This window comes from Bradyrhizobium guangzhouense (genome assembly GCF_004114955.1).
GTDB lineage: Bacteria > Pseudomonadota > Alphaproteobacteria > Rhizobiales > Xanthobacteraceae > Bradyrhizobium > Bradyrhizobium guangzhouense.
On record NZ_CP030053.1, the window covers coordinates 3,169,687 to 3,191,661 of the forward strand.

A 21,975-nucleotide genomic window follows, 5' to 3' on the forward strand; every position below is an offset into this window, starting at 1 on the left:
ATTGCGCTGTCCATCGCAACCCGGCAGGACACGGACGGTTCCTGTGCCGGGAGCAGGCCTGGCGGCGCTGGGAGCATGGATCGGCACGCCATTCGCGCCCTCACCAGCGCGACGTCGCCTTGCCAAAGATGTAGAGCGCAACGAGCCCAATCGTCACGGCCGTGGAGAAGATCAGGATGCGGCGATCCCAGTCGATCCGCGTCCGCTCAGTGCGGTCGAGATTGAGGGCCGTGAACAAGGCTTTCATGGCAAATCGGCGCATCGGGCTGCCTCGCAAGGCGGCACGATGCCACGATCAACATGGACCGGATTGATGCAGCTCAAATCAAGCCGGCCCTTGCCGCGGAGCCGATTACACCGGCGGCGGATTGCGGTCGGAGAACGTCCCGCGCTGGTGCCAGTATGGATAGGGCAACGTTACCTTGCTCGCGGCATCGAGCTTTGCGATCTGGTCCCTGGTCAGCGACCAGCCGACCGCGCCGAGATTCTCGCGCAGCTGCGTTTCGTTGCGCGCGCCGATGATCAGCGTTGATACGGTCGGGCGCTGCAGCAGCCAGTTCAGCGCGATCTGCGAGACGCTCTTGCCGGTCTCCTTGGCGACCTCGTCGATCGCCTCGACGACGCGATAGACGTGCTCGTCTGGTACGGGTGGCCCGAAATCGGCGGTCTGAGGCAGACGGCTCACTTCAGGTTTCGGCTGGCCGCGGCGGATCTTTCCAGTGAGGCGACCCCATCCGAGTGGTGACCAGACGACGGCACCCAACCCCTGATCGAGGCCGAGCGGCATCAGCTCCCACTCATAGTCGCGCCCGACCAGCGAATAGTAGGTCTGGTTGGCGACGTAGCGCGGGAAGCCGTGCTTGTCGGCAACGGACAGCGACTTCATCAGGTGCCAGCCCGAGAAATTCGAGACGCCGACATAGCGGATCTTGCCGGCGCGCACGAGCACATCGAGGGTTGCAAGCACCTCTTCCGGTGGCGTCATCGCGTCGAAGCCATGGAGCTGAAACAGGTCGATATAATCGGTGCCGAGCCGGTAGAGCGAAGCGTCGATGGCCGCGAGCAGATGCTGCCGCGACGAGCCGATATCGTTGGGTCCGTCACCGAAGCGGAACGTCGCCTTGGTCGAGACCAGCACCTTGTCGCGCCGCCCTTTGATGGCTTCGCCGAGCACGCGCTCGGATTCTCCGAGCGAATAGACGTCGGCGGTGTCGAACATCGACACGCCCGCCTCCAGGCAGATGTCCAGAAGGCGCCGTGCTTCCGTCGCGTCGGTCGTGCCCCAGGCCGCGAGGCGGCCGACGCCGCCGAACGTGCCGGTGCCGAGGCTCAAAGCGGGCACCATGAGGCCGGACCGGCCCAAGCGTCGGTATTCCATCGAACTGCTCCTCACGGCCGCTGTTTGATCGGCGCGGCCTTGGAAGCGAATGGTAGTGCAGGCAGGCGTGTCGGGCCACCACATGCACACATGGCGGCTCTGCTTCAGGGAGCTACGAACTCGTTACGCTGTTGTGATCAGCGGGTCCGCGTCGCGCAAGCAGGGTCTCAGCGTGCCAGATCGTCGAGGAGCCTGAGCACTTCGACAGAGGCTTCTTCAACCATGGAAATCTCCCTGAGAGCGCCGGAGAGATCGCCGTCCGCGAACAGCTTGGCGGCGCGCTTGCCGTGTTCGTGAACCTCCGCATGCGGCCTTTCGAGCAGCCCAAAGGACCGGTGATTGCGCATCGCGAGGGAGCCTTCGCCGTAGTACCATTTGCCGAGCCGGCAGGAATGATGATCGGCGAGCTCGTCAACCTTCAACGTCGCTCGCCCGACTGCCATATCGGCGAGCCGCTTCTTCCAGATGACGTGATCCGCCTTGGCTAATCGCGGAATCTTGTTGTCGAACGACAGGCTGGCAAGATCCTGGAGTTGCCGGCCGGCGATACCCTGGCCGACGTCGAGCTGCGAGGATATGCTCTTGATCTGCTCGACATTGGATTGGGTCATTCGCGCGATCGCGGAAATACCTTCGGCGACCTCGCGAGATGCACCGGTCTGCTGATTGAGGATATTGGCGATCTCATGCATTCCGTGAGTGAGTGTGGTCGTCTGGCTTTCCACGCGCGACATCTCCTCGCCCAGCTGTGCGACGACGTTCTTGCTCTCGACGGCCGCAGACCTGCAGTCCGACATCGCGGCCACGATCAGCTCGACCTCGTTTCTCAATCGCTGGATCCGGTCACGAATGTCTTCGGTTGCCTTGCCGGTCTGCTGCGAAAGTGCCTTGACCTCTGAAGCGACAACGGCAAAGCCGCGCCCGGCTTCGCCGGCGCGCGCTGCTTCGATCGTCGCATTCAGCGCCAGGAGATTGGTCTGCTTTGCGATCGCGTCGATCGACGAGACGATGGCGCCAATTTCCTCGGAGGCGGCGCTGAGTGCCACGATCTTGTCGGAGGCTTCGTTGGCCGTCGCTTCGACACGCTCCATTGCCTTGGACGCCTGCCGGACGGTCGTCATGCCCTGGTCGGCGCTCGATTTCATTCTGTTTGCACTGCCGGCCGCATCTTCTGCGTTGATCCTGATCTGGCCAACCGAGGCGACCATCTCCTCGCTTGCTGCTGCGAGCGCCTGGGTCCTCTGGTCGACGTCTCGACAAGCCGTGAGCATCCGGGCCGCGGAAATCGCGGTTTCATTGCTTTGAACATTGAGGTCCACGATGCCATCGAGCCTCGTTGAAGCATTGTCAGCCAGCTTGGCTGCGAGCTTAGAGACGGCATTGGAGAGACGGTCGCTGCCCCGGTGGCCGGGCGCGAGGAAGTTGCCCTCAATCAAGGCCTCGATCCAAGCGGCCAGTGCCTCATCGCGATCCGCTGTGGTCGACAGTCGTTCTGGCGCCGCGAGATCATCGTCAGCGAATTGTGTCGGACGCTTGCGGCTGATCACAGCGAGAATGGACATGTGTCGATCCGAGACGGCTTTGGTGGACGGGTATTATTTCTACGCCGCCGCTGCTGAAGATCCCGTGAATTTGCCTATCGGAATTCCGCAGCGAGCCTCTCAGTGCCGCAGCTGGCTCTGCCTGAAGTCGCGCGGCGACATCCCGAAATGCTCGCGGAAGACGCGGCCGAAATGCGAGAGATCGTTGAAGCCCCAGGCAAAGGCGATCTCGCTGATGTGGCGATGGGCGAGCAGGGGCGAGGCGAGGTCGCGCCGGCATTGGGCCAGACGTTCGGCAAGCACATGGCGCTGGAACGAGGTGCTATCGTCGGCGAGGAGGTCGTTGACGTAGCGCGGCGAGATGCCAAGCCCAGCGGCTGTCTCGGCCAGCGAGAGATCGGGATCGGCGAGGTGCGCGCGGATATGGGCCTTGAGCCTGTAGAGCAACGCGGAGCGATGCGTCGAGGACGGCAGCGATGTCCCGCCAAGCCGTTCGCTCAGCGCCATCGCCAGCAAGTCGACCGCCTGCTCGGAGAGTGCGGCCGCGCTGCCCGGCGCGAGCCGATCCGCGCTTTGGCAAAGGCGGAAGATGAAATCATAGGCGAGCCGCTCGAGCGGTGCGTCGGCTCCGAACGTGATCGCGGTGAGCGTCTCGGTGCCGCCGAGCCGCCGTTGCAACATCTCGCGTGGCACCTTGAAGATGGTCTGGGAGAATGTGTCCTTGAACTTCAGCTCATAGGGACGCGTGGTGTCGTAGAGCGCGAACTCGCCGGGATGGATTACGGTGTCGCGCCCGTCCTGCACCACACCGCCATCGCCGCGATTGCCCAGTGCAACGAGGACGTAGTCTTGATCCGAACGCGCGATGCGCGAGGGCGTGCGGAAGACGTGTTGGCGCTCGGAGCAGACCTCGGAGCAGACGGCTTTGCCGAGCGGGGCCTGGGTGACCGAGCCGTGAAAAGCGCTGCCGAGGTCGGACTTGCAGTCGAGCCCGACGAACACGTCGCAGACGATGTCCTGCCAGAGGGCGAGCCGCCGGTAGCCGGGGCTGCCGTCCGTCGTGAACTGGATTGTCATCGTCAGGCCTCCCTTTCACGTCCAGCAAACCGCATGGTGGCGCAAATCCAACCTCACTGCAGGCAAGTTCCGTACCGGGGCGCGATCCCTACCAGTATCCTTGCCAGTCGAGTTTTTGTTCCGCCGTGGTCGAGCGCGCGGCCGCCCAGCTTGGCCCAATAGACTGCATCGGACGTGGATTTGGATCAACCTGCAAGGGAGGTGGCAATGGGCATTGAACATCCGAGATACAAGGTCGCGGTGGTGCAAGCGGCCCCCGCCTGGCTCGACCTCGACGCCTCGATCGACAAGTCGGTCGCGCTGATCAGGGAGGCCGCCGAGAAGGGCGCCAAGCTGATCGCGTTTCCGGAGGCGTTCATCCCCGGTTATCCCTGGCATATCTGGATGGACTCGCCGGCCTGGGCGATCGGGCGCGGCTTCGTGCAGCGCTACTTCGACAATTCGCTGTCCTATGACAGCTCGCAGGCGGAGCGACTGCGCGACGCCGTGCACAAGGCGAAGCTGACCGCGGTGATCGGTCTGTCCGAGCGCGACGGCGGCAGCCTTTACCTCGCGCAGTGGCTGATCGGACCCGATGGGGAAACCATCGCAAAACGCCGCAAATTGCGGCCGACCCATGCCGAGCGGACCGTCTATGGCGAAGGCGATGGCAGCGATCTCGCGGTCCATGCGCGCTCCGACATTGGCCGCATCGGCGCGCTGTGCTGCTGGGAGCATCTCCAGCCGCTGTCGAAATACGCCATGTACGCCCAGAACGAGCAGGTGCATGTCGCGGCCTGGCCGAGCTTCTCGCTGTACGATCCCTTCGCGCCGGCGCTCGGTGCCGAGGTCAACAACGCCGCCTCGCGCGTCTATGCTGTGGAGGGCTCGTGCTTCGTGCTCGCGCCTTGCGCAACGGTGTCGCAGGCCATGATCGACGAGCTCTGCGACCGGCCGGACAAGAATGCGCTGCTGCATGTCGGTGGCGGTTTTGCCGCGATCTACGGCCCCGACGGCAGCCAGATCGGCGACAAGCTCGCGCCGGACCAGGAGGGGCTGCTGATCGCCGAGATCGATCTCGGCGCCATCGGCGTCGCCAAGAACGCCGCCGATCCTGCCGGGCATTATTCGCGGCCCGACGTCACGCGGCTGCTGCTCAACAAGAAGCCCTACAAACGCGTCGAACAATTCGCGCTGCCGGTCGACACCGTCGAGCCCGCAGACATTGCCGCGGCGGCGAACTGATCACCGAGATCGAGGGGAGGGTACGATCATGGAATCAGCAATTCCCGCGCATCTCGAAACCCAGCGCACGCGCCACAAGCGCGTGCCCGATGATTATCAGCCGCCATACCCGTCCTTCGTGGCGCGCTACAGGCCTGGTGTGAGCCGCGTGGTCATGGCTTATTTCGGCGTGCAGCATCGTGGCGCGGCAGCGGCGGCTGCGGCAGCGCTCGCCGAAATCGCCAGCCTGTTTGCCGGCGAAGGTGGCCCCACGCATTGGGACCGCGCGCACTATGTCGATCGGGCCGGTCATATCAACATCGTCACGGTAGCCTATTGGGACGACTTCGCACGCTTTGACGCCTGGTTTGCGCCGGCCCGTGACGTGTGGACCGGAAGGCCGCGCGACGGCATCGGCACCTTCATCGAGGTGCTGCGCCCTGCGGTGGCGCGGCACGAGACGTTGTTCTCCTCGCTCGGCAGGCCCGAAGGTATCGCCGCGATTGCCGACGGCATGAGCGGCGAGGTGCAGGAGCACGCTTATTGGGGCGGCATGCGCGATCGCATTCCGCTGTCGCAGAGCGACCCGATGTCGCCGGGAGGCAGTCCCGAGCTGATCCGTGACGGTGCCCGGCTCCGGGTGAAGGCGCAGGACAATCTCTGCCTGATCCGCTCCGGGCAGGACTGGAGCGATACCGAGGCGTCGGAGCGAAAGCTCTATCTCGACGACGTCGAACCGGTGCTGCGCGAGGGCATGGATTTCCTGCGCGACGATGGGCTTGCGATCGGTTGCTATGCCAACCGCTACATGCAAGTGCTCTCGGCTGACGGCAAGGCGAGTGAAAAATCCTATGGCCAGAGCTGGTGGAAAAGTCTTGCTGCACTGGAGCGTTGGGCAGAATCGCACCCGACCCACGTCAAGATTTTCGGTGCGGCGATGAAATATCTCTCGACGCTGGGGCCGTCAGCGAAGCTGCGGCTCTATCACGAGGTCACTGTTGCGGCCGCCGATGAGCAGTTCTTCGAATATCTGAACTGCCATCCGAAGACAGGAATGCTTGCGGCGGTCGAGACTGTGGCCGCTTAGACGACGCAGTGGCCGAGCAGTTCCGGGTGTGCGGCGCAGATGTGATGCGCGCCGGCATCCCGGAGCTCGGCTTCGCTGCCGTAGCCGTAGAGCACGCCGATCGCCGTCATGCCGTTGGTTCGGGCGCCGACCACGTCATGACTGCGGTCGCCGATCATGATGGCGCTGCCCGCATCGACCTTGGTCTCGTCGAGCGCGTAGCGAAGCAGATCGCGCTTGTCGACACGGGTGCCGTCGAGCTCCGAGCCGAACACGCGCTCGAAATACGGCTTCAGGCCGAAGTGCTCGACGATGCGGGTGGCGTAGACGGCAGGCTTGCTGGTCGCGACGAACATGCGCGCGCCGGTCTCAGCGACCGCCGCCAGTGTGTCGTGGATACCCGGATAGGGTGAGTTCTCGAACAGCCCGACCTCGGAAAACCGTTCGCGGTAGAGCAGGAGCGCCTGGTCGGCCAGCGCCTCGGTTCCGGTCAACGCCTTCAGGCTCGCATGCAGAGGCGGCCCGATGCACCAGGTCAATTCATCCTGGCTCGGGACCGCCATACCGATCTTTTTTAGGGCATACTGGATCGAACCGGTGATCCCCGGCTTTGGATCAGTCAGCGTACCGTCGAGATCAAAATAGATTGTCTGCATTCTGGCCGGGCTCAGCGTTGCTAGTACCTGCCGTTGCTAGTTGCCTTGGGGGCCAAGTTCAAGGGCCGATATCGGGAGCGACATGGCGTTCGTCGGGGCTCAGAAGCTGATCTGGTGGGTGCTCGCGGCGGCGTTCGTTTGCACGCCGGTGCTTGCCGAGGACGTCCCGGTCCCTCCCACGCAGCTCGGCCCCGAGGCGCCGGCAAAACCGGCAGCGGGCGAGTCTGTGCGCGAGAGCGACACGCGGGAGTCGATCTGCCTGATCGTAGAGGCGGCCGCGCGTGATGCCAACCTGCCACTGGAATTCTTCGCCCGCGTGATCTGGCAGGAGAGCCGCTTCCAGGCCGATGCCGTGGGACCCGTGACCCGCAGCGGCGAGCAGGCGCAGGGGATCGCGCAGTTCATGCCGGGGACAGCGAGCGAGCGCGGGCTTCTCAATCCCTTCAATCCGGTCCAGGCGCTGCCAAAATCCGCCGAGTTCTTGAACGACCTGCGCAACCAGTTCGGCAATCTCGGCCTTGCCGCGGCTGCCTACAATGCCGGGCCGCGGCGGGTGCAGGAATGGCTCGCCGGCACCGGCGGCATGCCGGAGCAGACACGCAACTATGTCTACGCCATCACCGGCGCGAGCGTTGATGCATGGGCCAAGGCCGGCGGCACCGGCAAGGGACCGCCGAGCTCGCCGCCGACGAGCTGCCGCGACCTGATGGCGCTGCTCAAGCGCGCGCCGAACCCGTTCGTCGCAGAGCTCGAGCAGCATGTCGAGCTCGCCGCTGCGAAGATCTGGGGTGTTCAGCTCGCCGCCGGCTTCGACCGCAACAAGGCGCTGGCGATGTATTCCCGGGCCGTCACGCGGCTCAGCGCCGTCATCGGCGATCGCGATCCGAGCCTGCTCTCGTCCGTGGTTCGCAGCCGCGGCTCGCACGCCTTCTACCAGGTGCGCATCGGCGCCGACACGCGAAGTGAGGCGGACGATCTCTGCAACCGTATCCGCAGGGCGGGCGGGGCGTGCTTCGTGCTGAAGAACCGCGCGTGAGCGGGTAGGCGGTGCGCCTCTCTCCTCTCGTCATTCCGGGGCGCGCCCCTTTGGGCGCGGCCCGGAATCCATTTCCCCGCAGTCTCTGCCGCCTGATGGATTTCGGGCCCGCCGCTTACGCGACGCCCCGAAATGGCGGCCGCGGGTGTCGGCGCCGTGCATGCCAGCCCCGCCGCCGGCTTCCTTGACGCGGCCGCCTGCATTGCCCGTTATGCAGACACGATTCCTCTCCCGCCGGCCGGCTTCCTGTGGCGCTTCCTCCGCTCGATTCCCCGCAATGGCAAAGCCCGTGGCGCGCCTTCGCCTGGGGTGTGCGCTCGATCACGCAGACGATCCTCACGCTCGTCCTGTTTGCGACCTATCTTGGCATCGGCGCGTTGGCCCATGACACCCATTTCAGCCTGCTCTGGGCGCTCTGCTCGACGCTGTTCGTCTGGGCAGGGCCCGCGCAGATCATCCTGATCACCACGCTCGGCTCGGGTGCCACCATCATCCAGTCGGCGATTGCGGTCACCGTCAGTGCGATCAGGCTGTTTCCGATGGTGGTCTCCGTGCTGCCGCTGATGCGTACGCCGACGACCAGGCGGCGCGAGCTGTTCTTTGCAGCCCATCTCACGGCGGTCACGCTGTGGGTCGAATGCCATCGCTTCCTGCCGCTGGTGCCGCGCGAACGACGCATCGCCTTCGTCAACGGACTTGGCTTCGGCCTGGTCTCGGTGTGTCTGACCGCCAACACGGTCGGCTATTTCCTCGCGGCCAATTTGACCCAGACGTTAGGGGCAGCGATCCTGCTGCTGACGCCGCTGTCGTTCCTGTTCTCGACCGCGCGCAACTGCCGCGAGGTTGCCGACGTGGTCGCGTTGACGCTCGGAATTTTGCTCTATCCGCTGGCCGCAAAGATGAATTCCGGTCTCGACATCCTTGTCAGCGGCGTGACAGCCGGCACGATCGCCTATGGCGTGCATTGGTGGCGGGCGGTGCGCGCATGAGTGCCGCGCAGCTCATTGGAGACTGGCAAGCGCTGGTCGTGCTGTTCGTCGCCGGGGTCGTGCCCAACCAGATCTGGCGCATGCTCGGCTTATGGTTCGGCGGCGGCATCGACGAGGGCTCTGAACTGCTGGTCTGGGTGAGGGCAGTCGCGACCGCGATCCTCGCCGGAGTCATCGCCCAGATCGTAGTCCAGCCGCCCGGCGCGCTCGCCAGCGTGCCGGATGCTCTACGCTATGGCGCGGTGGCCGCCGGCCTCGTCGTGTTCCTGCTGACCCGCCGTTCGATCTTCGCGGGCGTTGTCGCCGGCGAAGTCTTCATGCTGGCCGGCAAGTGGTGGTTGGGCTAAAACCGCCTCCGAACAGCCAAGGAACAGGAAATATGGTTCGCGAAAACGAACTCCGCGAGGGCGAGGTCGCCATCGAGCTGCCGTCCACGAAAGATGCTGGCCTCGTCTTCATCGGCCGCATCCGCACACCCTGGACCTCGCGGCTGGAGACGCCGCGGCAGGGCCGCCAGGACGGCCCGATCTGCCGCCTCGAAATCTTCGAGCCGTTCGTGCCGGCGATCAAGGGCGTCGATTTCTACAACAATCTCGAAGTGCTCTACTGGCTCGACCAGTCGCGCCGCGACATCGTGCTGCAAAGCCCGAAGAACAACGACAAGACCCGCGGCACGTTTTCGCTGCGCTCGCCGGTAAGGCCCAACCCGATCGGCACCTCGATCGTCAAGCTCGTCGGCATCGAGGGAAATGCGATTTTGGTTCGCGGGCTCGACTGCATCGACAATACGCCGCTGATCGATATCAAGCCGGATCGCTGCGAGTTCACGCCGCTGGCCGCGCCACAGGCTGGGGATTTCCAGACGGAGTGACGATCAGCTCTTCAACGCCGCGATCAGCTTGGCCGCGTTCTCTTCCAGCACCTTGACGTCTTCCTTGCGGCTCGCGGGCGGCAGCATGGCCACGCCGTCCTGGCGCGGCATCACGTGCATATGGAGATGGAACACCACCTGGCCGCCGGCGGGTTCGTTGAACTGTTGCACGGTGATGCCGTCGGCGTTGAACGCTTTCATCGCGGCCGCGGCGATCTTGTGCGCGCCGCGGGCGACGTGGGCGTAGTCGTCCGCCTTGATGTCGAGGATGTTGCGGGCGGGGGCCTTCGGGATCACGAGCGTGTGGCCCGTGACTCGCGGCATGATGTCGAGAAAGGCGAAGACATGCTCGTCCTCATAGACCTTGTGGCAGGAGAACTCGCCGCGCAGGATCTTTGCGAAGATGTTGTTGGGATCGTAGGCGGTCATGGCGGCGGCTCCCGGGAATTTTGAGCTCAATTTTGCGCTTACTGTCACCAGCCGCGCGGGCGCGTCAAGGCGCCTCGTCGATGCCTTTGCGGAAAGGGCCGAGCTCGGCCAGCTCGCGTCCGGCCTCCGCGACATAGGCGCGCTCGCGCTCGAGGTAATCGTCGATGGCGCGGCGCAGGCCCGGATCAGCGATGAAGTGGGCGGAATGGGTCGTTCGCGGCAGGTAGCCGCGCGCGATTTTGTGCTCGCCCTGCGCGCCGGCCTCGACATGCGTGAGGCCGTGTTTGATCGCGAAATCGATCGCCTGGTAGTAGCAGACCTCGAAATGCAGGAAGGGGTGATGCTCGACCGCGCCCCAATTGCGGCCGAACAGCGTATCCGAGCCGATGAAGTTGATCGCGCCGGCGATCCATCGGTCGTTGCGGCGGGCCATCACCAGCAGCACGTCCTGGCTCATGGTCTCGCCGATCAGCGAGAAGAACTCGCGCGTCAGGTAGGGCCGGCCCCATTTGCGCGAGCCGGTCTCCATGTAGAACGCGAAGAACGCATCCCAGGCGTCCTCGGTGAGGTCCTTGCCGGTGAGCCAATGGATCGTGATGCCTGCGGCAAGCGCATCGCGCCGCTCGCGCTTGATGGATTTGCGGTGGCGTGAGTTCAGTGTCGCCAGGAAATCGTCGAAGGTGGCAAAGCCCTCGTTGCGCCAGTGGAACTGCTGGTCGGTGCGCTGGAGGAAGCCATGCCGGGCGAGCAGCTTCCACTCGGTCTCGCGCGCGAAGGTGACGTGCACCGAGGACGCCTTGCTGACGCCGCACAGCGCCACCAGCCCGCTCGCCAGCGCCTCGGTGATGCGCTCGCGATCGACGCCGTCGCGCACCAGCAGCCGCGGCCCGGTGGCCGGTGTGAAGGGAACGGAGACCTGAAGCTTGGGGTAATAGCGGCCGCCGGCGCGCTCATAGGCGTCCGCCCAGCCGCGGTCGAAGACGTATTCGCCCTGGCTATGTGATTTCAGGTAGCAAGGCACGACCCCGGCGACGCGGCCGTCAATCTTGGCCACGAGGTGCCGTGGTCCCCAGCCGGTGCGGATCGTGGCCGAACCGGATGTCTCGACGGCGGAAAGAAAGGCGTGCGAGACGAACGGGTTGTAGGCGGGCTTTAACAGGCCGAGCGAATCGCCTGGAAGGCCGGATGAGGTTCCCATGCCGTGCCCGTTGCAGGCCTTTTCATTAAGAGCCTTGTCATTAAGAGCCTTGCCAGGATTGGCGCAGGCGTCCCAATCCTCCGGCGAGACTTCGCCAATGGACGGGACGGCCTCCAGGGTGATTTCGAATGATGTCATTGCGCCCAAGATCGTGCATTGCAGCAGCGACTTCAAGGGTCGGGAACATCAAGCCTACGGCACGAACCCCTCAAAGATCATCTGATCGGCATATTGCGCGACCCGTGTCCGCTGCTCGGGTGTGCGGGTGGTCCAGCCGAGCAGGGCACAGCCGAACACGTTGCGGGCGATCCAGGGGGCGGGCGCCGGCAGATGGTCGACCTTGAAAGCGACGAAATGCGGCTGGGTCTGGAAGCCATGGCGCAGGTACAGCATGCTGTCGCGTTGTTCCTGGGTCAGGTAGGCCCAGTATTCGTCCTCATAGCTCCGCTGCGCGACGATGCCGCGCGGGCGGGAGGGCAGCAGCTCGCGCAGCGCCAGCACCTGATCGGGGTCGAAGGACATGCCGACAGCATGGCCTTGATAGGACGCCAGCACCTCGGCCATCCGCTTCACCAGCTTGCGGTCGCCGTCGAAATGGCTCTTCACCTCGATCACCAGCGGCACGCGGCCGGCGACCATGGCGCAGAGATCGCCGAGCGACATCATCCGCTCAGGCGTGTCCTTGAACGTGATGGCCTTCAGCTCGGCCGCGGTCTTCGCGACCACGGGGCCGGTGGCGTCGGTGAGGCGGCCGAGCGCATGGTCGTGATGCACCATGGCCTCGCCGTCCGCCGAGAGCTGAATGTCGACCTCGATCGCAAAATTGCCTGAGATCGCGGCCTGCACCGCGCCCGGCATGTTCTCGACGATGCCACGAGAGATGTCATGCAGGCCGCGATGGGCGACCGGCCGCGCTGTCAGCCAATCCGGAGCACGCACGATGCCGACCTCAGGCGACCTCGAACACGCCTTCGACCTCGACCGCCGCATCCGCGGGCAGCGATGCGACGCCGACGGTGGTGCGGGCGTGGCGCCCCTTGTCGCCGAATGCGGCGACCATCAGATCGGAGGCGCCGTTCAGCACCTTCGGCCCATCCAGGAAGTCCGGCGCCGAGTTGATGAAGCCGCCGAGGCGCACCACGCGCACGACCTTGTCGAGATCGCCGAGTGCGGCCTTGACCTGTGCGAGCAGATTGACGGCACAGCCGCGCGCGGCCGCAGCGCCGTCCTCGATCGAGACGCCGGCGCCCAGCTTGCCTTTGGCGATCAGCTTGCCGGCAGGATCGAAGCAGACCTGACCGGAGACGAACAGCAAATTGCCGGTCCGTACGAACGGAACATAATTGGCTACGGGAGACGGGGCCTCGTGCAGCTTGATGCCCTGTTCCGCCAGTTTCTGCTCGACCGTGCCTGCCATATCTCGACCTCGATGCCTGAAAACTCGTCCGTCCCGGTGCGTTTGGGAACATCCGGGCTTGCCCCTGTTTCGCCCATCGGGCGGCCACATGCAAGCAAGCGGATTTGTCAGCGGCAGGCCGTGGGCGGACTGCATTTTCCCGAGGTAGGTCAGACGGTTCGACGGAGAGGCGCAACTTTACGTGAAACCGCCGCAGTTGCGACGCAATGGATCGGTCATTAAAGTGTCGAATCTGCGCATCCCCCAGGGAACAGACATGGTGCACCTTTTCCGGACTTCACTCGGTGCGATGGCGCTTGCGGCGGCCGCTCTCGGCGCCAGTGGTGGCGCGCATGCCGCGAATGGTCCGTTCCTCCCGCACCAGGCGCTCTATGATCTGAGCCTGGTCAAATCGCGCTCCAATTCGATCAACAGCGCGCGCGGCCGCATCCTCTACAATTTCGCCGGCAGTAGCTGCGAGGGCTACACGTCGGAATTCCGCCAGGTCTCCGAGCTCGACAGCGGCGAGGGCAAGATCACGCTCAGCGACCTCCGCTCCAACTCCTGGGAGGACGCCGCGGGCAAAAGCTACCGCTTCAAGATCGAGACGCGGATGAACGAGGCCGAGGCTGGCCTCGTCGACGGCTCGGCGGAACGCGACGGCGACCACATCAACGTCAAGCTGAAATTGCCGGCGCCGAAGAGCTTCACCCTGGACGGCAAGATCGTGTTCCCGACCGAGCAGATCCAGCGCATCATCGCCGCTGCCAAGGAGGGCAAATCGCTGCTCGAGCTCTCCGTCTACGACGGCTCCGATGACGGCCAGAAGGTGTACAACACGCTGACCGTAATCGGTCAGCCGATCCCCGCCGACCACACCGCATCGCCCGATCCGTCGACCTCTGACGAGCACATGAAATCGCTGACGCGCTGGCCGGTGACCGTCAGCTATTTCGACCGCGACGTGCAGCAGAAGGAAGGCGAGCAGACGCCCGTCTATGCGATGTCGTTCGAGCTCTACGAGAACGGCGTCTCCCGTCAGCTCGTGCTCGACTACAACGATTTTGTGATCTCCGGCGCGATGGGCAAGTTCGACGTCAAGGACAGCAAGCCCTGTAATTGAAGACGCCCTGCGATTGAGCGGCGACACTAGCCCTCAACGCCATCTCCGGTTACGCTCCCGTCCAACCATAAACGTCGGGAGCAAGCCCATGCCCAAGCTCGATCATCTCCGCCCCAGCGGCCTGCATCACAATCCCGCTTATTCCCACGTCGTCACCGCCTCCGGGGCGCGCACGATCTACATCTCCGGCCAGGTGTCGACCGATGAGGAGGGGCGGATCGTCGGCGAGGGCGATATCGCGGCGCAGACCACGCAGGTGATGCAGAATCTCGGCCATGCCTTGAAGGCCGCCGGCGCCACCTACGCCAACATCGTCAAGATCACGACCTTCGTCGTCGGCTACAAGCCGGAGCTGCGCCCGATCATCGGCAAGGCCCGCTCGGCCTTCTTCGAAGGCATGGAGCCGCCGGCCTCGACACTCGTCGGAGTTTCCGCGCTGGCCGCGCCGGAATGGCTGATCGAGATCGAGGCGATCGCGGTCGCGGATTGAAATGTGCAAAACAACCCCATGCACAGTAGACGCGCGTTCGAAAGGGTGGATGTAGTTTCGTATTTTGCGAATTTCGGTTGACCCGTCGGGCAAAACAGTGGTACTATGCCATCATAGCCATCCCTTCGCGGCGGCGTATCTGCATGGGTAGGCCTTTCGCCGTCCGAAGCGTGATCCGCTGGATCGGCCAGACCTCGGCGTCCGCAGACAGGCGCATGTCGAAGTTCCGGATCAGGACGGCGAGGATGATGGTGGCTTCCTGCAGCGCAAAGGAAGAACCGATGCATGTCCGCGGGCCGATACCGAACGGCAGATAGGTGAACCGCGCAATGGTGGACCGCGCATCCGGCAGGAAGCGCGAGGGGCGAAAACATCGGGCCGGTCCCATAAGGCCCTGTGCCGGTGGAGCACGTAGGGTGCGATCACGATCAGCGAGCGCCGGCCGACTTCGACGTCGCCCAGCAGGTCGTCCTCGAGGGCAGAACGGCTCAGCGCCGCGATCGGCGGGTACAGACGAAGCACCTCCTCGTCGACCGCTCTCGCTACGACCAGCCGATCGGCCAGGCCAACTGCTGCTTCGACATTCGGAACGACGACCATCTCTGTCTGATGAAGAGGGACTGCAGCTGGCCTATAGCTGGCTCGGTCCTCAGCGTCAGAATGTCGGCTGTCTGGCTAGAGGCGGACCAAAGGTCGTACTGCATCGTAAGCCCGCTTTTGACCAGTTGCGGACATTGGGGGCTGCTGTCATTCTCCTCGAATGGTAGGAGGCTGGGAAAAGGCTCGACGGATGGATTTGCGGCGTTCCGCAGGCACGCGCGCCGACCCGCGTCCGCCTAAAGCGATGCGCGGACCAGATTACCTCATTGCTCATGCCTGCTTCGAGTGTCGGAAGTCATGGAAGGTGCGGGCGGACACTGGGGCAGCTTGCCCGCAGTGCGGCTCTTGTTTGCATGAGATGGGCCGCTCGTTCAAAGCTCCGAAGCGTTCCGACGTCGAGCAATGGCAAAAGGTGCGAGCCCTCTGGTCAGCGGGTTTTCGCTTCTGGAGCTACCGGAGCCATCCCGACGCTGAACCATTCCCGGAACGATTGCGGGACGTTGATGATTTCATACGCCGCAATCCAAAGCACCCGATGCGCATCGCGCGCTAATGTCCCCTATTGGCCCGTTGCTGACCCTGGCTCTGAGAGCCGTAATGTCTGCTTCCGGTAGGTGAGCCGACCAAGGCGAAGCAATCTGTCAAGGGCAGCTTGTGACCCATATGAGACATCGGACCGTGGCCGCTTGCTTTCTCCAACGGGGAAAATGTAGGTTCGGGGTTGGAAGGGCAGTTCCTTTCCGCTCGTGCCCCACCCAATTCCCGAGATGCTCAACCAAAGACTCAACGCTCACTATTCGGTTCTCGCATTGCTAAGTCGCGCGGGCTTCTGCGGCGGCCTCGCGGTGATGTTTTGGTTCGTTGCCGCGTACATGAGGGGCCAAATCTGGTTCACCGTGGTCAACTACATTTTGGCTACTACGATGGCGGGCGCAGCGTTTACGTTGGCCTACCTCTTGCTGACGGCGAAGGACGAAGTCGTCGTCTCGATTGACGCAACGGGTTTCAAGCACACGCGGCTGACGCCCACGGCCATACCGTGGAATGTGATCCAATCGGTGACATCGTACATTCCCTACAAATCGTGGAACAAAACCGGAGTTTTGCTTGTGATGAATCCGGCGTTCCAGCAAAAGCTCTCTATCCGCCCGGCGGAGAGGCTGCTCGCTTGGACGACTGGTTACAGTATTTCGGGATCAGTTATTCGTCTGGACGCAAGCATTCTGGACACCGACAGTGACGAAATTTCTCGCGTTGCGAACTCTTACATATCGGACCGATCCTAAGCCAAGAGCCCTAACGTGGACACCTCGTCCTCAGCCCCGTTTTGGAATGAGAATCAGGAGAACCCAGCCAAAGATGCAAGTCCCTGCAAGTGAGCCGATTAACACACGAAACTGCATAAACTTGGGTTAGGAGTGTGGGAAGAACGCAAGCGACAATGCACGCAATGCGTATAAGCCGATCAACGTAGCGGCCGTTAATATCAGCATCTCAAACCCGCGCAGACCTGCGAGGTAGGCTCGGGGATTGATGGCCCAGTAGCGGTGGCCGGATTCGCGCACCCGCTTCCAGATGCGGTCATTCGACCAAGCCGCGACGGCCGCGGCTGCAACCATTACAGCAATCAAAAAGCCGTTCCAGATCATCACAGCGCCCTGATGCATTAGTGGCAATTATCTCCACTTGCATCACCAGCCACTTCTGGTTCAAGGCGGCCCGCATTGATCAATATCTGAACCGGCTCTGTTAGGCTATGAGCATTTTGCTATGTCCGGTTTTGGCCCGTCAGCGACCTCGGCAGACGTCCGCTCTGCCGCCGTTGTTAGGGGCCGAGCAGACATCGGTGGCCGGCTGTTAGTGGTACAGCCGCGGCCTAATTCGGCCCGCTCATGTCGTGTAATAAAGCCATCGCTTCGTCGGCCCGGTCCACGGGCACGAAGACATGGTCGTGATGGAAGGCCGACACGGCGTTGACGCTGATGCCGGCTTCGGCGAGACGCGCGGTGATGGCTGCCAGGAATCCGACGGCGTCAAGTGCGGAGTGGACTGTCAAGGTGATCAGGCGCGCGGCGAATGCATGGTTTAGTCCTGCCGCTTTGGCCTCTTCGCGCGGGATGACGAGCGTCGTTCCTTCCTGCTCGCGGAATGTCAGGAGGGGATTGAGGGCTCCGGGAACAGGCGCGCCTGGCGCGATCGTGCAGAAGACGAAGATGCCCGGCTGCAGCTGTGGCTTCGTGTTTTTCAGCAGCGCCGTGAGGTCGCGTTTGGCTGGCATGGTGCTTCCACAATGTCGTCCTGGCGAAAGCCAGGACCCATTACCCCAGGGAGAAGTTGCGGCGTTGAGCTGTCAACCAACTGTCTTCGCCAAACGACGGCCGGTGGTAATGGGTCCTGGCTTTCGCCAGGACGACATCGAGGGTTTGGTCGATGGCTTCGCGCAACAGGCAGACCGCCATCACTCTTGCGCCTTCTCCGGCCCGTCATATGCAATACCGCGGATCACGGCCGCATCGCCGAACTTCTTGCGCAGACTGTCAACCGCGCGTTCGGCGTGGGCGGCGCGGCGGTCGAGCATGTCGGTATCGTCGGCGGGGGAGCCGTCGCGGAGCGCGCTGACGCCGGCGCCCATCAGGCGGAAGGCGGTGCCGTCGATCTCCTTCGCCAGCATCTCGCGGCAGATCGAGAAGATCTTGGCGGCAAGCTGCGTCGGGGCGGCAATCGACTGAGAGCGCGTGCGCTGACGAAAATCGGCGGTCTTGAGCTTCAGTGTGACGGTCGAGCCGGCCAGCTCGCTGCTCTTGAGCCGCGACGACGTCTTCTCGCACAGCCGCCACAGGATCTTCTCCAGCGAGGCGAAATCGCGGATGTCGGTCTCGAACGTCGTCTCGCTGGAAATCGTCTTGGCGCCGCGATCCGCCTCGACGCGGCGATCGTCGATGCCGCGTGCGAGCCGCCATAGCCGGCGCCCCTCGCTCGGAAATTGCCGCATCAACTCGATCTCGTCGGCCTTTTGCAGGTCGGCGATGATGCGGAAGCCGCGCTGCATGAGACGTTCTTGCGTTGCGGGGCCAACGCCGAAGATGAAGCCGACCGGCTTTTCCGCCAGCATTGTACGCGCTTCCTCCTGATCGAGCGCGGCAAAGCCGCGCGGCTTGTCGAGGTCGGATGCGATCTTGGCCAAAAACTTGTTGCAGGAGAGGCCGACCGAGACTGATATGCCGACGTCGCGCTCGACCTCACGGGCAAAGCGCGCCAGCACTTTTGCGGGCATCATGCCGTGCACGCGCTCGGTGCCGGAGAGATCGAGAAAGGCCTCGTCGATCGACAGCGGCTCGACCAGCGGCGTCAGCGCCTGCATGGCCTGGCGCACCTCGCGTCCGACCCGAACATACTTCGCCATGTCAGGCGGAATCACGGTCGCATGGGGACAGGCTTCCAACGCCTTGAACATCGGCATGGCCGAGCGGACGCCATAGGTGCGCGCGATGTAGCAGGCGGCCGAGACCACGCCGCGTTTTCCCCCGCCGATGATGACGGGCTTGTCGGCGATGTCAGGATTGTCGCGCTTCTCGACCGTCGCATAGAAGGCGTCACAATCGACATGGGCGATGGTGAGCCCTGCGAGCGCGCGGTGACGGACCAGGCGAGGGGAGCCGCAGGCGGAACAGCGACGCACGCCAAAATCCAGATCGGCCAGACAATCCCGGCAGAAGCAGCGGGGCCCGGCCGCATCAGGGGCGGTCACGGCACGTCGCGCTCCCAGGTCCGGTCGCCGAGCGCATCGCCCAGCACCTGCCGCGCTGCGGCAACATTGGTCGGATGCAGTTCCGAAGCCTTGGCAAAGGCCTTCACGGTGTCGTCATCGCGCAGCACGAAATCGAGCACGCTGAGCAGGAAATTCGGATCCGAGGCGGCGTTCCGCAGGGTCTCCGGACCGACCCCTGTCTCGGCCAGAAACAGGCCCAGCCTTTCGGGCTCGCCGGCGACGAAGGACAGCGCCTGAATCGCAACGATTTCAGCGACTTCGCGGGGGTTGTGAACAGGCTTTTTCACGGGCCCGGTTTGCCTTTCCGTTAACTTTCGGTGTCTACTTTGGACTATGCCCGAGTCTGCGGACTGAGTCTCGGGCCTGAGTCTCGCTGGCCCAGACAAGCAACTGGAAACCACATCGCAGAAAGTGGCCCCTCAGGTTTAACGAAACTCAAGCGAATCTGAGGCTAGTTTGAATCCAGTTTTCGAAGCGCCGGAAAGCGGCGCCTGAGGCGTCACATGCATCGGTCTTGCGACCAAACAGGAGGGCGGGATGGCTAAGACCGTCCTGATCGTGGAAGACAACGAGCTCAACATGAAGCTCTTCCGCGACCTGTTGGAGGCGCACGGCTACCAGACATCAGGCACCAGCAACGGCTACGAGGCACTCGACCTCGTGCGCAAGATGCGGCCCGACCTCGTGCTGATGGATATCCAATTGCCGCAGGTCTCCGGCCTCGAGGTGACGCGCTGGATCAAGGACGATCCGGAGCTGCGCGCCATTCCCGTCGTCGCGGTCACGGCTTTCGCGATGAAGGGCGACGAAGAGCGCATCCGCGAGGGCGGTTGCGAGGCCTATTTGTCCAAGCCGATCTCGGTCGGCAAATTCATTGAGACGGTCCGGCGTTTTATCGGATAGGAAGTGAGTTCACAGTGTCCGCGCGTATCCTTGTCGTCGATGACGTTCCCGCCAACGTCAAGCTGCTGGAGGCCCGTCTCTCGGCCGAATATTTCGACGTGATGACCGCCTCGAACGGCACCGAGGCGCTGGCGCTGGCGCGGCGCGCCGAATGCGACATCATCCTGCTCGACGTGATGATGCCCGACATGGACGGCTTCGAGGTCTGCCGCCGCCTCAAGACCGATCCGGCCACGCACCACATTCCCGTGGTGATGGTTACCGCGCTCGACAGCCCCGCCGACCGCAATCGCGGCCTTGAAGCGGGCGCCGACGACTTTCTCACAAAGCCGGTCTCCGACGTCGTGCTGATCGCGCGCGTGCGCTCGCTGACGCGGCTGAAGATGATGACCGACGAGCTGCGCATGCGCGCCATCACCTCGCTCGAGATCGGCATGCAGGCGCCCGAGCGCAGCGCCGTGGCCGACACCGGCAAGGGCGGCCGCATCCTCCTGGTCGACGACCGCGAGTCCTCCTATGAACGGCTGGCGACGATCCTTGCCGCCGAGCACACCGTCGACGTCGAGCCCAATCCGACCGAAGCGCTGTTCCATGCGGCCGAGGGCAATTACGACCTGCTGATCGTCTCGCTCGACCTGAACAATTTCGACGGCCTCAGGCTCTGCAGCCAGGCCCGTTCGCTGGAGCGCACCCGCCACGTGCCGATCCTGGCGATCGCGGAAGCTGAGAATTCCACGCGCCTGCTTCGTGGCCTCGAGATCGGCGTCAACGATTATCTGCTGCGCCCGATCGACAAGACCGAGCTCTTGGCGCGCGCCCGCACGCAAATCCGCCGCCGCCGCTACACCGATCATTTGCGCGACAATGTGCAGAATTCGATCGAGATGGCGATCACGGACGCGCTCACCGGCCTGCACAATCGCCGCTACATGGAGAGCCATCTGGCAACGCTCGCCGAGCAGGCCTCCACGCGCGGCAAGCCGCTGGCGCTGATGATTCTTGACATCGACTATTTCAAGTCGATCAACGACAATTTCGGCCATGACGGCGGCGACGACGTGCTGCGCGAATTCGCGGTCCGCGTGCGCAAGTCGATCCGCGGCATTGATCTCGCCTGCCGCTACGGCGGCGAGGAGTTCGTCATCGTGATGCCGGAAACCGATCTGCACGTCGCCGGCATGGTCGCCGAGCGCCTGCGCCGCTCGATTGCCGGCGAGCCCTTCGCGGTCCACAAGGGCACCAAGCGCGTCGAGGTGACGATCTCGATCGGGCTGACCACGCTGGAGCAGAAGGGCGAGGCGGTCGCCGACGTCCTCAAGCGCGCCGACACGGCGCTCTACCGCGCCAAGCACGACGGGCGCAATCGGGTGGTGTCGCAGGCGGCGTGATCGTTGTGTGCGGTCGCTAGCGCCGCAAACTCCGCTGTCATTCCCCGCGAAGGCGGGGAATCCAGTACGCCGCGGCTTCTCGGTTCAATCACAACTGCCTCTGGAATACTGGATCACCCGCTTTCGCGGGTGATGACACCGAGAGGCGCGGCGACAGTTATGATTGTGGCGTGCGCTTGCCTTTCGCAAGCGCAGGCTTCACCGCCTCACCCCCCATATCCACGCCCGCATTCCGCAGCAGCACCTTCGCGGCTTCCTTCGCCGCACGGGCCATCGCGGGGTCATCGCGCACCAGATCCTGCGCGATCGAGCCATCGACCAGCAGCACGAGCTGCGTTGCGAGTGCATCGGCATCCGCAACACCGAGCTCGGTCAGGCGCTCGCGAAACCAGAGGCGGCGGCTTTCCTTGAAGGCGATGGCGATCTTCTTGACGGCGCGGTCGGTGGGGCCGAGCTCGGCGACCGCATTCACGAATGGGCAGCCGCGAAAATCCTTGGCCGCAAAGCGCCGCTCCAGCGAATCGAAGGTGCCGAGAATCTGCTCGGCCGGCGGCTTGTCGGAGGGACGGGCGTGCACGAAGCGGCGTTCCAGATAGGCCGCGATCAGCGCATCCTTGGACGGGAAGTGGTTGTAGAGCGTGCGCTTGGAGATGCCGATCTCGGCTGCGATGGTGTCGACGCCGATGGCGCGAATGCCTTGCAGATAGAACAGCTTGTCGGCGGTCTCGAGGATCCGTTCCTTCATGTCGGATTTTTCGGCGGACGGCATAACACAGACCTGTGTAACAAGCGCCTTGACAGCGCCGGCCTCTTATAGACTAGTTACACAGGTCTGTGTAACCGAAATCAGCTGACATTGCAG

Annotated in this window: 25 protein-coding genes and 1 pseudogene; 11 read left to right on the top strand and 15 right to left on the bottom strand. The window is 63.8% G+C overall.

Features of this window, described 5'->3' with window-relative positions; translation table 11 throughout:
* Positions 1-100: 100 nt before the first annotated feature.
* From XH91_RS38835 to XH91_RS15330, 4 genes are all read right to left on the bottom strand, one after another.
* A complete protein-coding gene (locus XH91_RS38835) occupies positions 101-247 on the bottom strand; it encodes a hypothetical protein (protein ID WP_164934005.1) in 147 nt (48 codons plus the stop codon).
* Between the two features lie 105 nt (positions 248-352).
* Entirely contained in the window at positions 353-1,378 is a 1,026-nt protein-coding gene (locus XH91_RS15320) for an aldo/keto reductase (protein ID WP_128951346.1), read from the bottom strand.
* A 167-nt stretch (positions 1,379-1,545) separates the two neighbouring features.
* A complete protein-coding gene (locus XH91_RS15325) occupies positions 1,546-2,940 on the bottom strand; it encodes a methyl-accepting chemotaxis protein (RefSeq protein WP_128951347.1) in 1,395 nt (464 codons plus the stop codon).
* A 99-nt stretch (positions 2,941-3,039) separates the two neighbouring features.
* The gene (locus XH91_RS15330) at positions 3,040-3,996 is read right to left on the bottom strand and encodes an AraC-like ligand-binding domain-containing protein (RefSeq protein ID WP_128951348.1); all 957 of its coding nucleotides are present in this window, start codon (positions 3,994-3,996) and stop codon (positions 3,040-3,042) included.
* 207 nt (positions 3,997-4,203) lie between these two features.
* On the opposite strand from XH91_RS15330, the gene XH91_RS15335 reads away from it, so the two are divergent.
* The gene (locus XH91_RS15335; protein WP_128951349.1) at positions 4,204-5,220 is read left to right on the top strand and encodes a carbon-nitrogen hydrolase family protein; all 1,017 of its coding nucleotides are present in this window, start codon (positions 4,204-4,206) and stop codon (positions 5,218-5,220) included.
* 28 nt (positions 5,221-5,248) lie between these two features.
* Entirely contained in the window at positions 5,249-6,286 is a 1,038-nt protein-coding gene (locus XH91_RS15340; RefSeq protein WP_128951350.1) for a phenylacetaldoxime dehydratase family protein, read from the top strand.
* Here the strand turns inward: XH91_RS15340 and XH91_RS15345 are convergent.
* Complete coding sequence (locus tag XH91_RS15345; RefSeq protein WP_128951351.1) at positions 6,283-6,921, bottom strand: HAD family hydrolase; 639 nt, start codon at positions 6,919-6,921, stop codon at positions 6,283-6,285. The genes XH91_RS15340 and XH91_RS15345 overlap by 4 nt on opposite strands.
* Before the next feature lie 82 nt (positions 6,922-7,003).
* On the opposite strand from XH91_RS15345, the gene XH91_RS15350 reads away from it, so the two are divergent.
* From XH91_RS15350 to tsaA, 4 genes are all read left to right on the top strand, one after another.
* Entirely contained in the window at positions 7,004-7,957 is a 954-nt protein-coding gene (locus XH91_RS15350; protein ID WP_128951352.1) for a lytic transglycosylase domain-containing protein, read from the top strand.
* A 248-nt stretch (positions 7,958-8,205) separates the two neighbouring features.
* Positions 8,206-8,946, top strand: a complete 741-nt coding sequence (locus XH91_RS15355; protein WP_128951353.1) for an AzlC family ABC transporter permease — start codon at positions 8,206-8,208, stop codon at positions 8,944-8,946.
* A complete protein-coding gene (locus tag XH91_RS15360) occupies positions 8,943-9,293 on the top strand; it encodes an AzlD domain-containing protein (protein WP_128951354.1) in 351 nt (116 codons plus the stop codon). The genes XH91_RS15355 and XH91_RS15360 overlap by 4 nt, the downstream gene beginning before the upstream one ends.
* Positions 9,294-9,325: 32 nt before the next feature.
* Positions 9,326-9,817: a tRNA (N6-threonylcarbamoyladenosine(37)-N6)-methyltransferase TrmO gene (gene tsaA / locus XH91_RS15365; RefSeq protein WP_128951355.1), complete on the top strand. Its 492-nt coding sequence runs from the start codon at positions 9,326-9,328 to the stop codon at positions 9,815-9,817.
* A gap of 3 nt (positions 9,818-9,820) precedes the next feature.
* On the opposite strand, the gene XH91_RS15370 is transcribed toward tsaA, so the two are convergent.
* The 4 genes from XH91_RS15370 to XH91_RS15385 form a co-directional block, all read right to left on the bottom strand.
* Positions 9,821-10,246: an HIT domain-containing protein gene (locus tag XH91_RS15370; RefSeq protein WP_128951356.1), complete on the bottom strand. Its 426-nt coding sequence runs from the start codon at positions 10,244-10,246 to the stop codon at positions 9,821-9,823.
* A gap of 64 nt (positions 10,247-10,310) precedes the next feature.
* Positions 10,311-11,582: a GNAT family N-acetyltransferase gene (locus XH91_RS15375; protein ID WP_128951357.1), complete on the bottom strand. Its 1,272-nt coding sequence runs from the start codon at positions 11,580-11,582 to the stop codon at positions 10,311-10,313.
* A gap of 54 nt (positions 11,583-11,636) precedes the next feature.
* Entirely contained in the window at positions 11,637-12,383 is a 747-nt protein-coding gene (locus XH91_RS15380) for a glycerophosphodiester phosphodiesterase (RefSeq protein ID WP_128951358.1), read from the bottom strand.
* Between the two features lie 10 nt (positions 12,384-12,393).
* Positions 12,394-12,861, bottom strand: coding sequence for a RidA family protein (locus tag XH91_RS15385; RefSeq protein WP_036015166.1), 468 nt, complete (start codon positions 12,859-12,861; stop codon positions 12,394-12,396).
* 256 nt (positions 12,862-13,117) lie between these two features.
* Between XH91_RS15385 and XH91_RS15390 the strand changes: the two genes are divergently transcribed.
* Positions 13,118-13,963: a cell envelope integrity EipB family protein gene (locus tag XH91_RS15390; protein ID WP_164934006.1), complete on the top strand. Its 846-nt coding sequence runs from the start codon at positions 13,118-13,120 to the stop codon at positions 13,961-13,963.
* Positions 13,964-14,051: 88 nt separating this feature from the next.
* Positions 14,052-14,453 carry a RidA family protein gene (locus XH91_RS15395; protein WP_128951360.1) on the top strand — a complete coding sequence of 134 codons (402 nt, stop codon included), beginning with the start codon at positions 14,052-14,054 and terminating at the stop codon, positions 14,451-14,453.
* Between the two features lie 103 nt (positions 14,454-14,556).
* On the opposite strand, the pseudogene XH91_RS40100 reads toward XH91_RS15395, so the two are convergent.
* A pseudogene (locus tag XH91_RS40100) lies at positions 14,557-15,053 on the bottom strand (cytochrome P450).
* A 767-nt stretch (positions 15,054-15,820) separates the two neighbouring features.
* Between XH91_RS40100 and XH91_RS15405 the strand changes: the two are divergent.
* Positions 15,821-16,339 (top strand): hypothetical protein, encoded by a 519-nt coding sequence (locus XH91_RS15405; protein ID WP_128951361.1) that lies wholly within the window; start codon positions 15,821-15,823, stop codon positions 16,337-16,339.
* A gap of 126 nt (positions 16,340-16,465) precedes the next feature.
* On the opposite strand, the gene XH91_RS15410 is transcribed toward XH91_RS15405, so the two are convergent.
* From XH91_RS15410 to XH91_RS15430, 4 genes are all read right to left on the bottom strand, one after another.
* Positions 16,466-16,702, bottom strand: coding sequence for a hypothetical protein (locus tag XH91_RS15410; RefSeq protein ID WP_128951362.1), 237 nt, complete (start codon positions 16,700-16,702; stop codon positions 16,466-16,468).
* A 227-nt stretch (positions 16,703-16,929) separates the two neighbouring features.
* Positions 16,930-17,331: an ACT domain-containing protein gene (locus XH91_RS15415; RefSeq protein ID WP_128951363.1), complete on the bottom strand. Its 402-nt coding sequence runs from the start codon at positions 17,329-17,331 to the stop codon at positions 16,930-16,932.
* Positions 17,332-17,511: 180 nt separating this feature from the next.
* A complete protein-coding gene (locus XH91_RS15425) occupies positions 17,512-18,801 on the bottom strand; it encodes a DNA polymerase IV (protein WP_128951364.1) in 1,290 nt (429 codons plus the stop codon).
* Entirely contained in the window at positions 18,798-19,109 is a 312-nt protein-coding gene (locus tag XH91_RS15430) for a DUF3572 domain-containing protein (protein ID WP_128951365.1), read from the bottom strand. The genes XH91_RS15425 and XH91_RS15430 overlap by 4 nt, the downstream gene beginning before the upstream one ends.
* A 250-nt stretch (positions 19,110-19,359) precedes the next feature.
* Here XH91_RS15430 and XH91_RS15435 point away from each other — a divergent pair, with 250 nt between their 5' ends.
* The gene (locus XH91_RS15435) at positions 19,360-19,725 is read left to right on the top strand and encodes a response regulator (RefSeq protein WP_008566616.1); all 366 of its coding nucleotides are present in this window, start codon (positions 19,360-19,362) and stop codon (positions 19,723-19,725) included.
* 14 nt (positions 19,726-19,739) lie between these two features.
* Entirely contained in the window at positions 19,740-21,113 is a 1,374-nt protein-coding gene (locus XH91_RS15440) for a PleD family two-component system response regulator (RefSeq protein ID WP_128951366.1), read from the top strand.
* Positions 21,114-21,270: 157 nt separating this feature from the next.
* Here XH91_RS15440 and XH91_RS15445 read toward each other — a convergent pair whose 3' ends face one another.
* A complete protein-coding gene (locus tag XH91_RS15445; RefSeq protein WP_128951367.1) occupies positions 21,271-21,858 on the bottom strand; it encodes a TetR/AcrR family transcriptional regulator in 588 nt (195 codons plus the stop codon).
* Positions 21,859-21,975 lie beyond the last annotated feature (117 nt).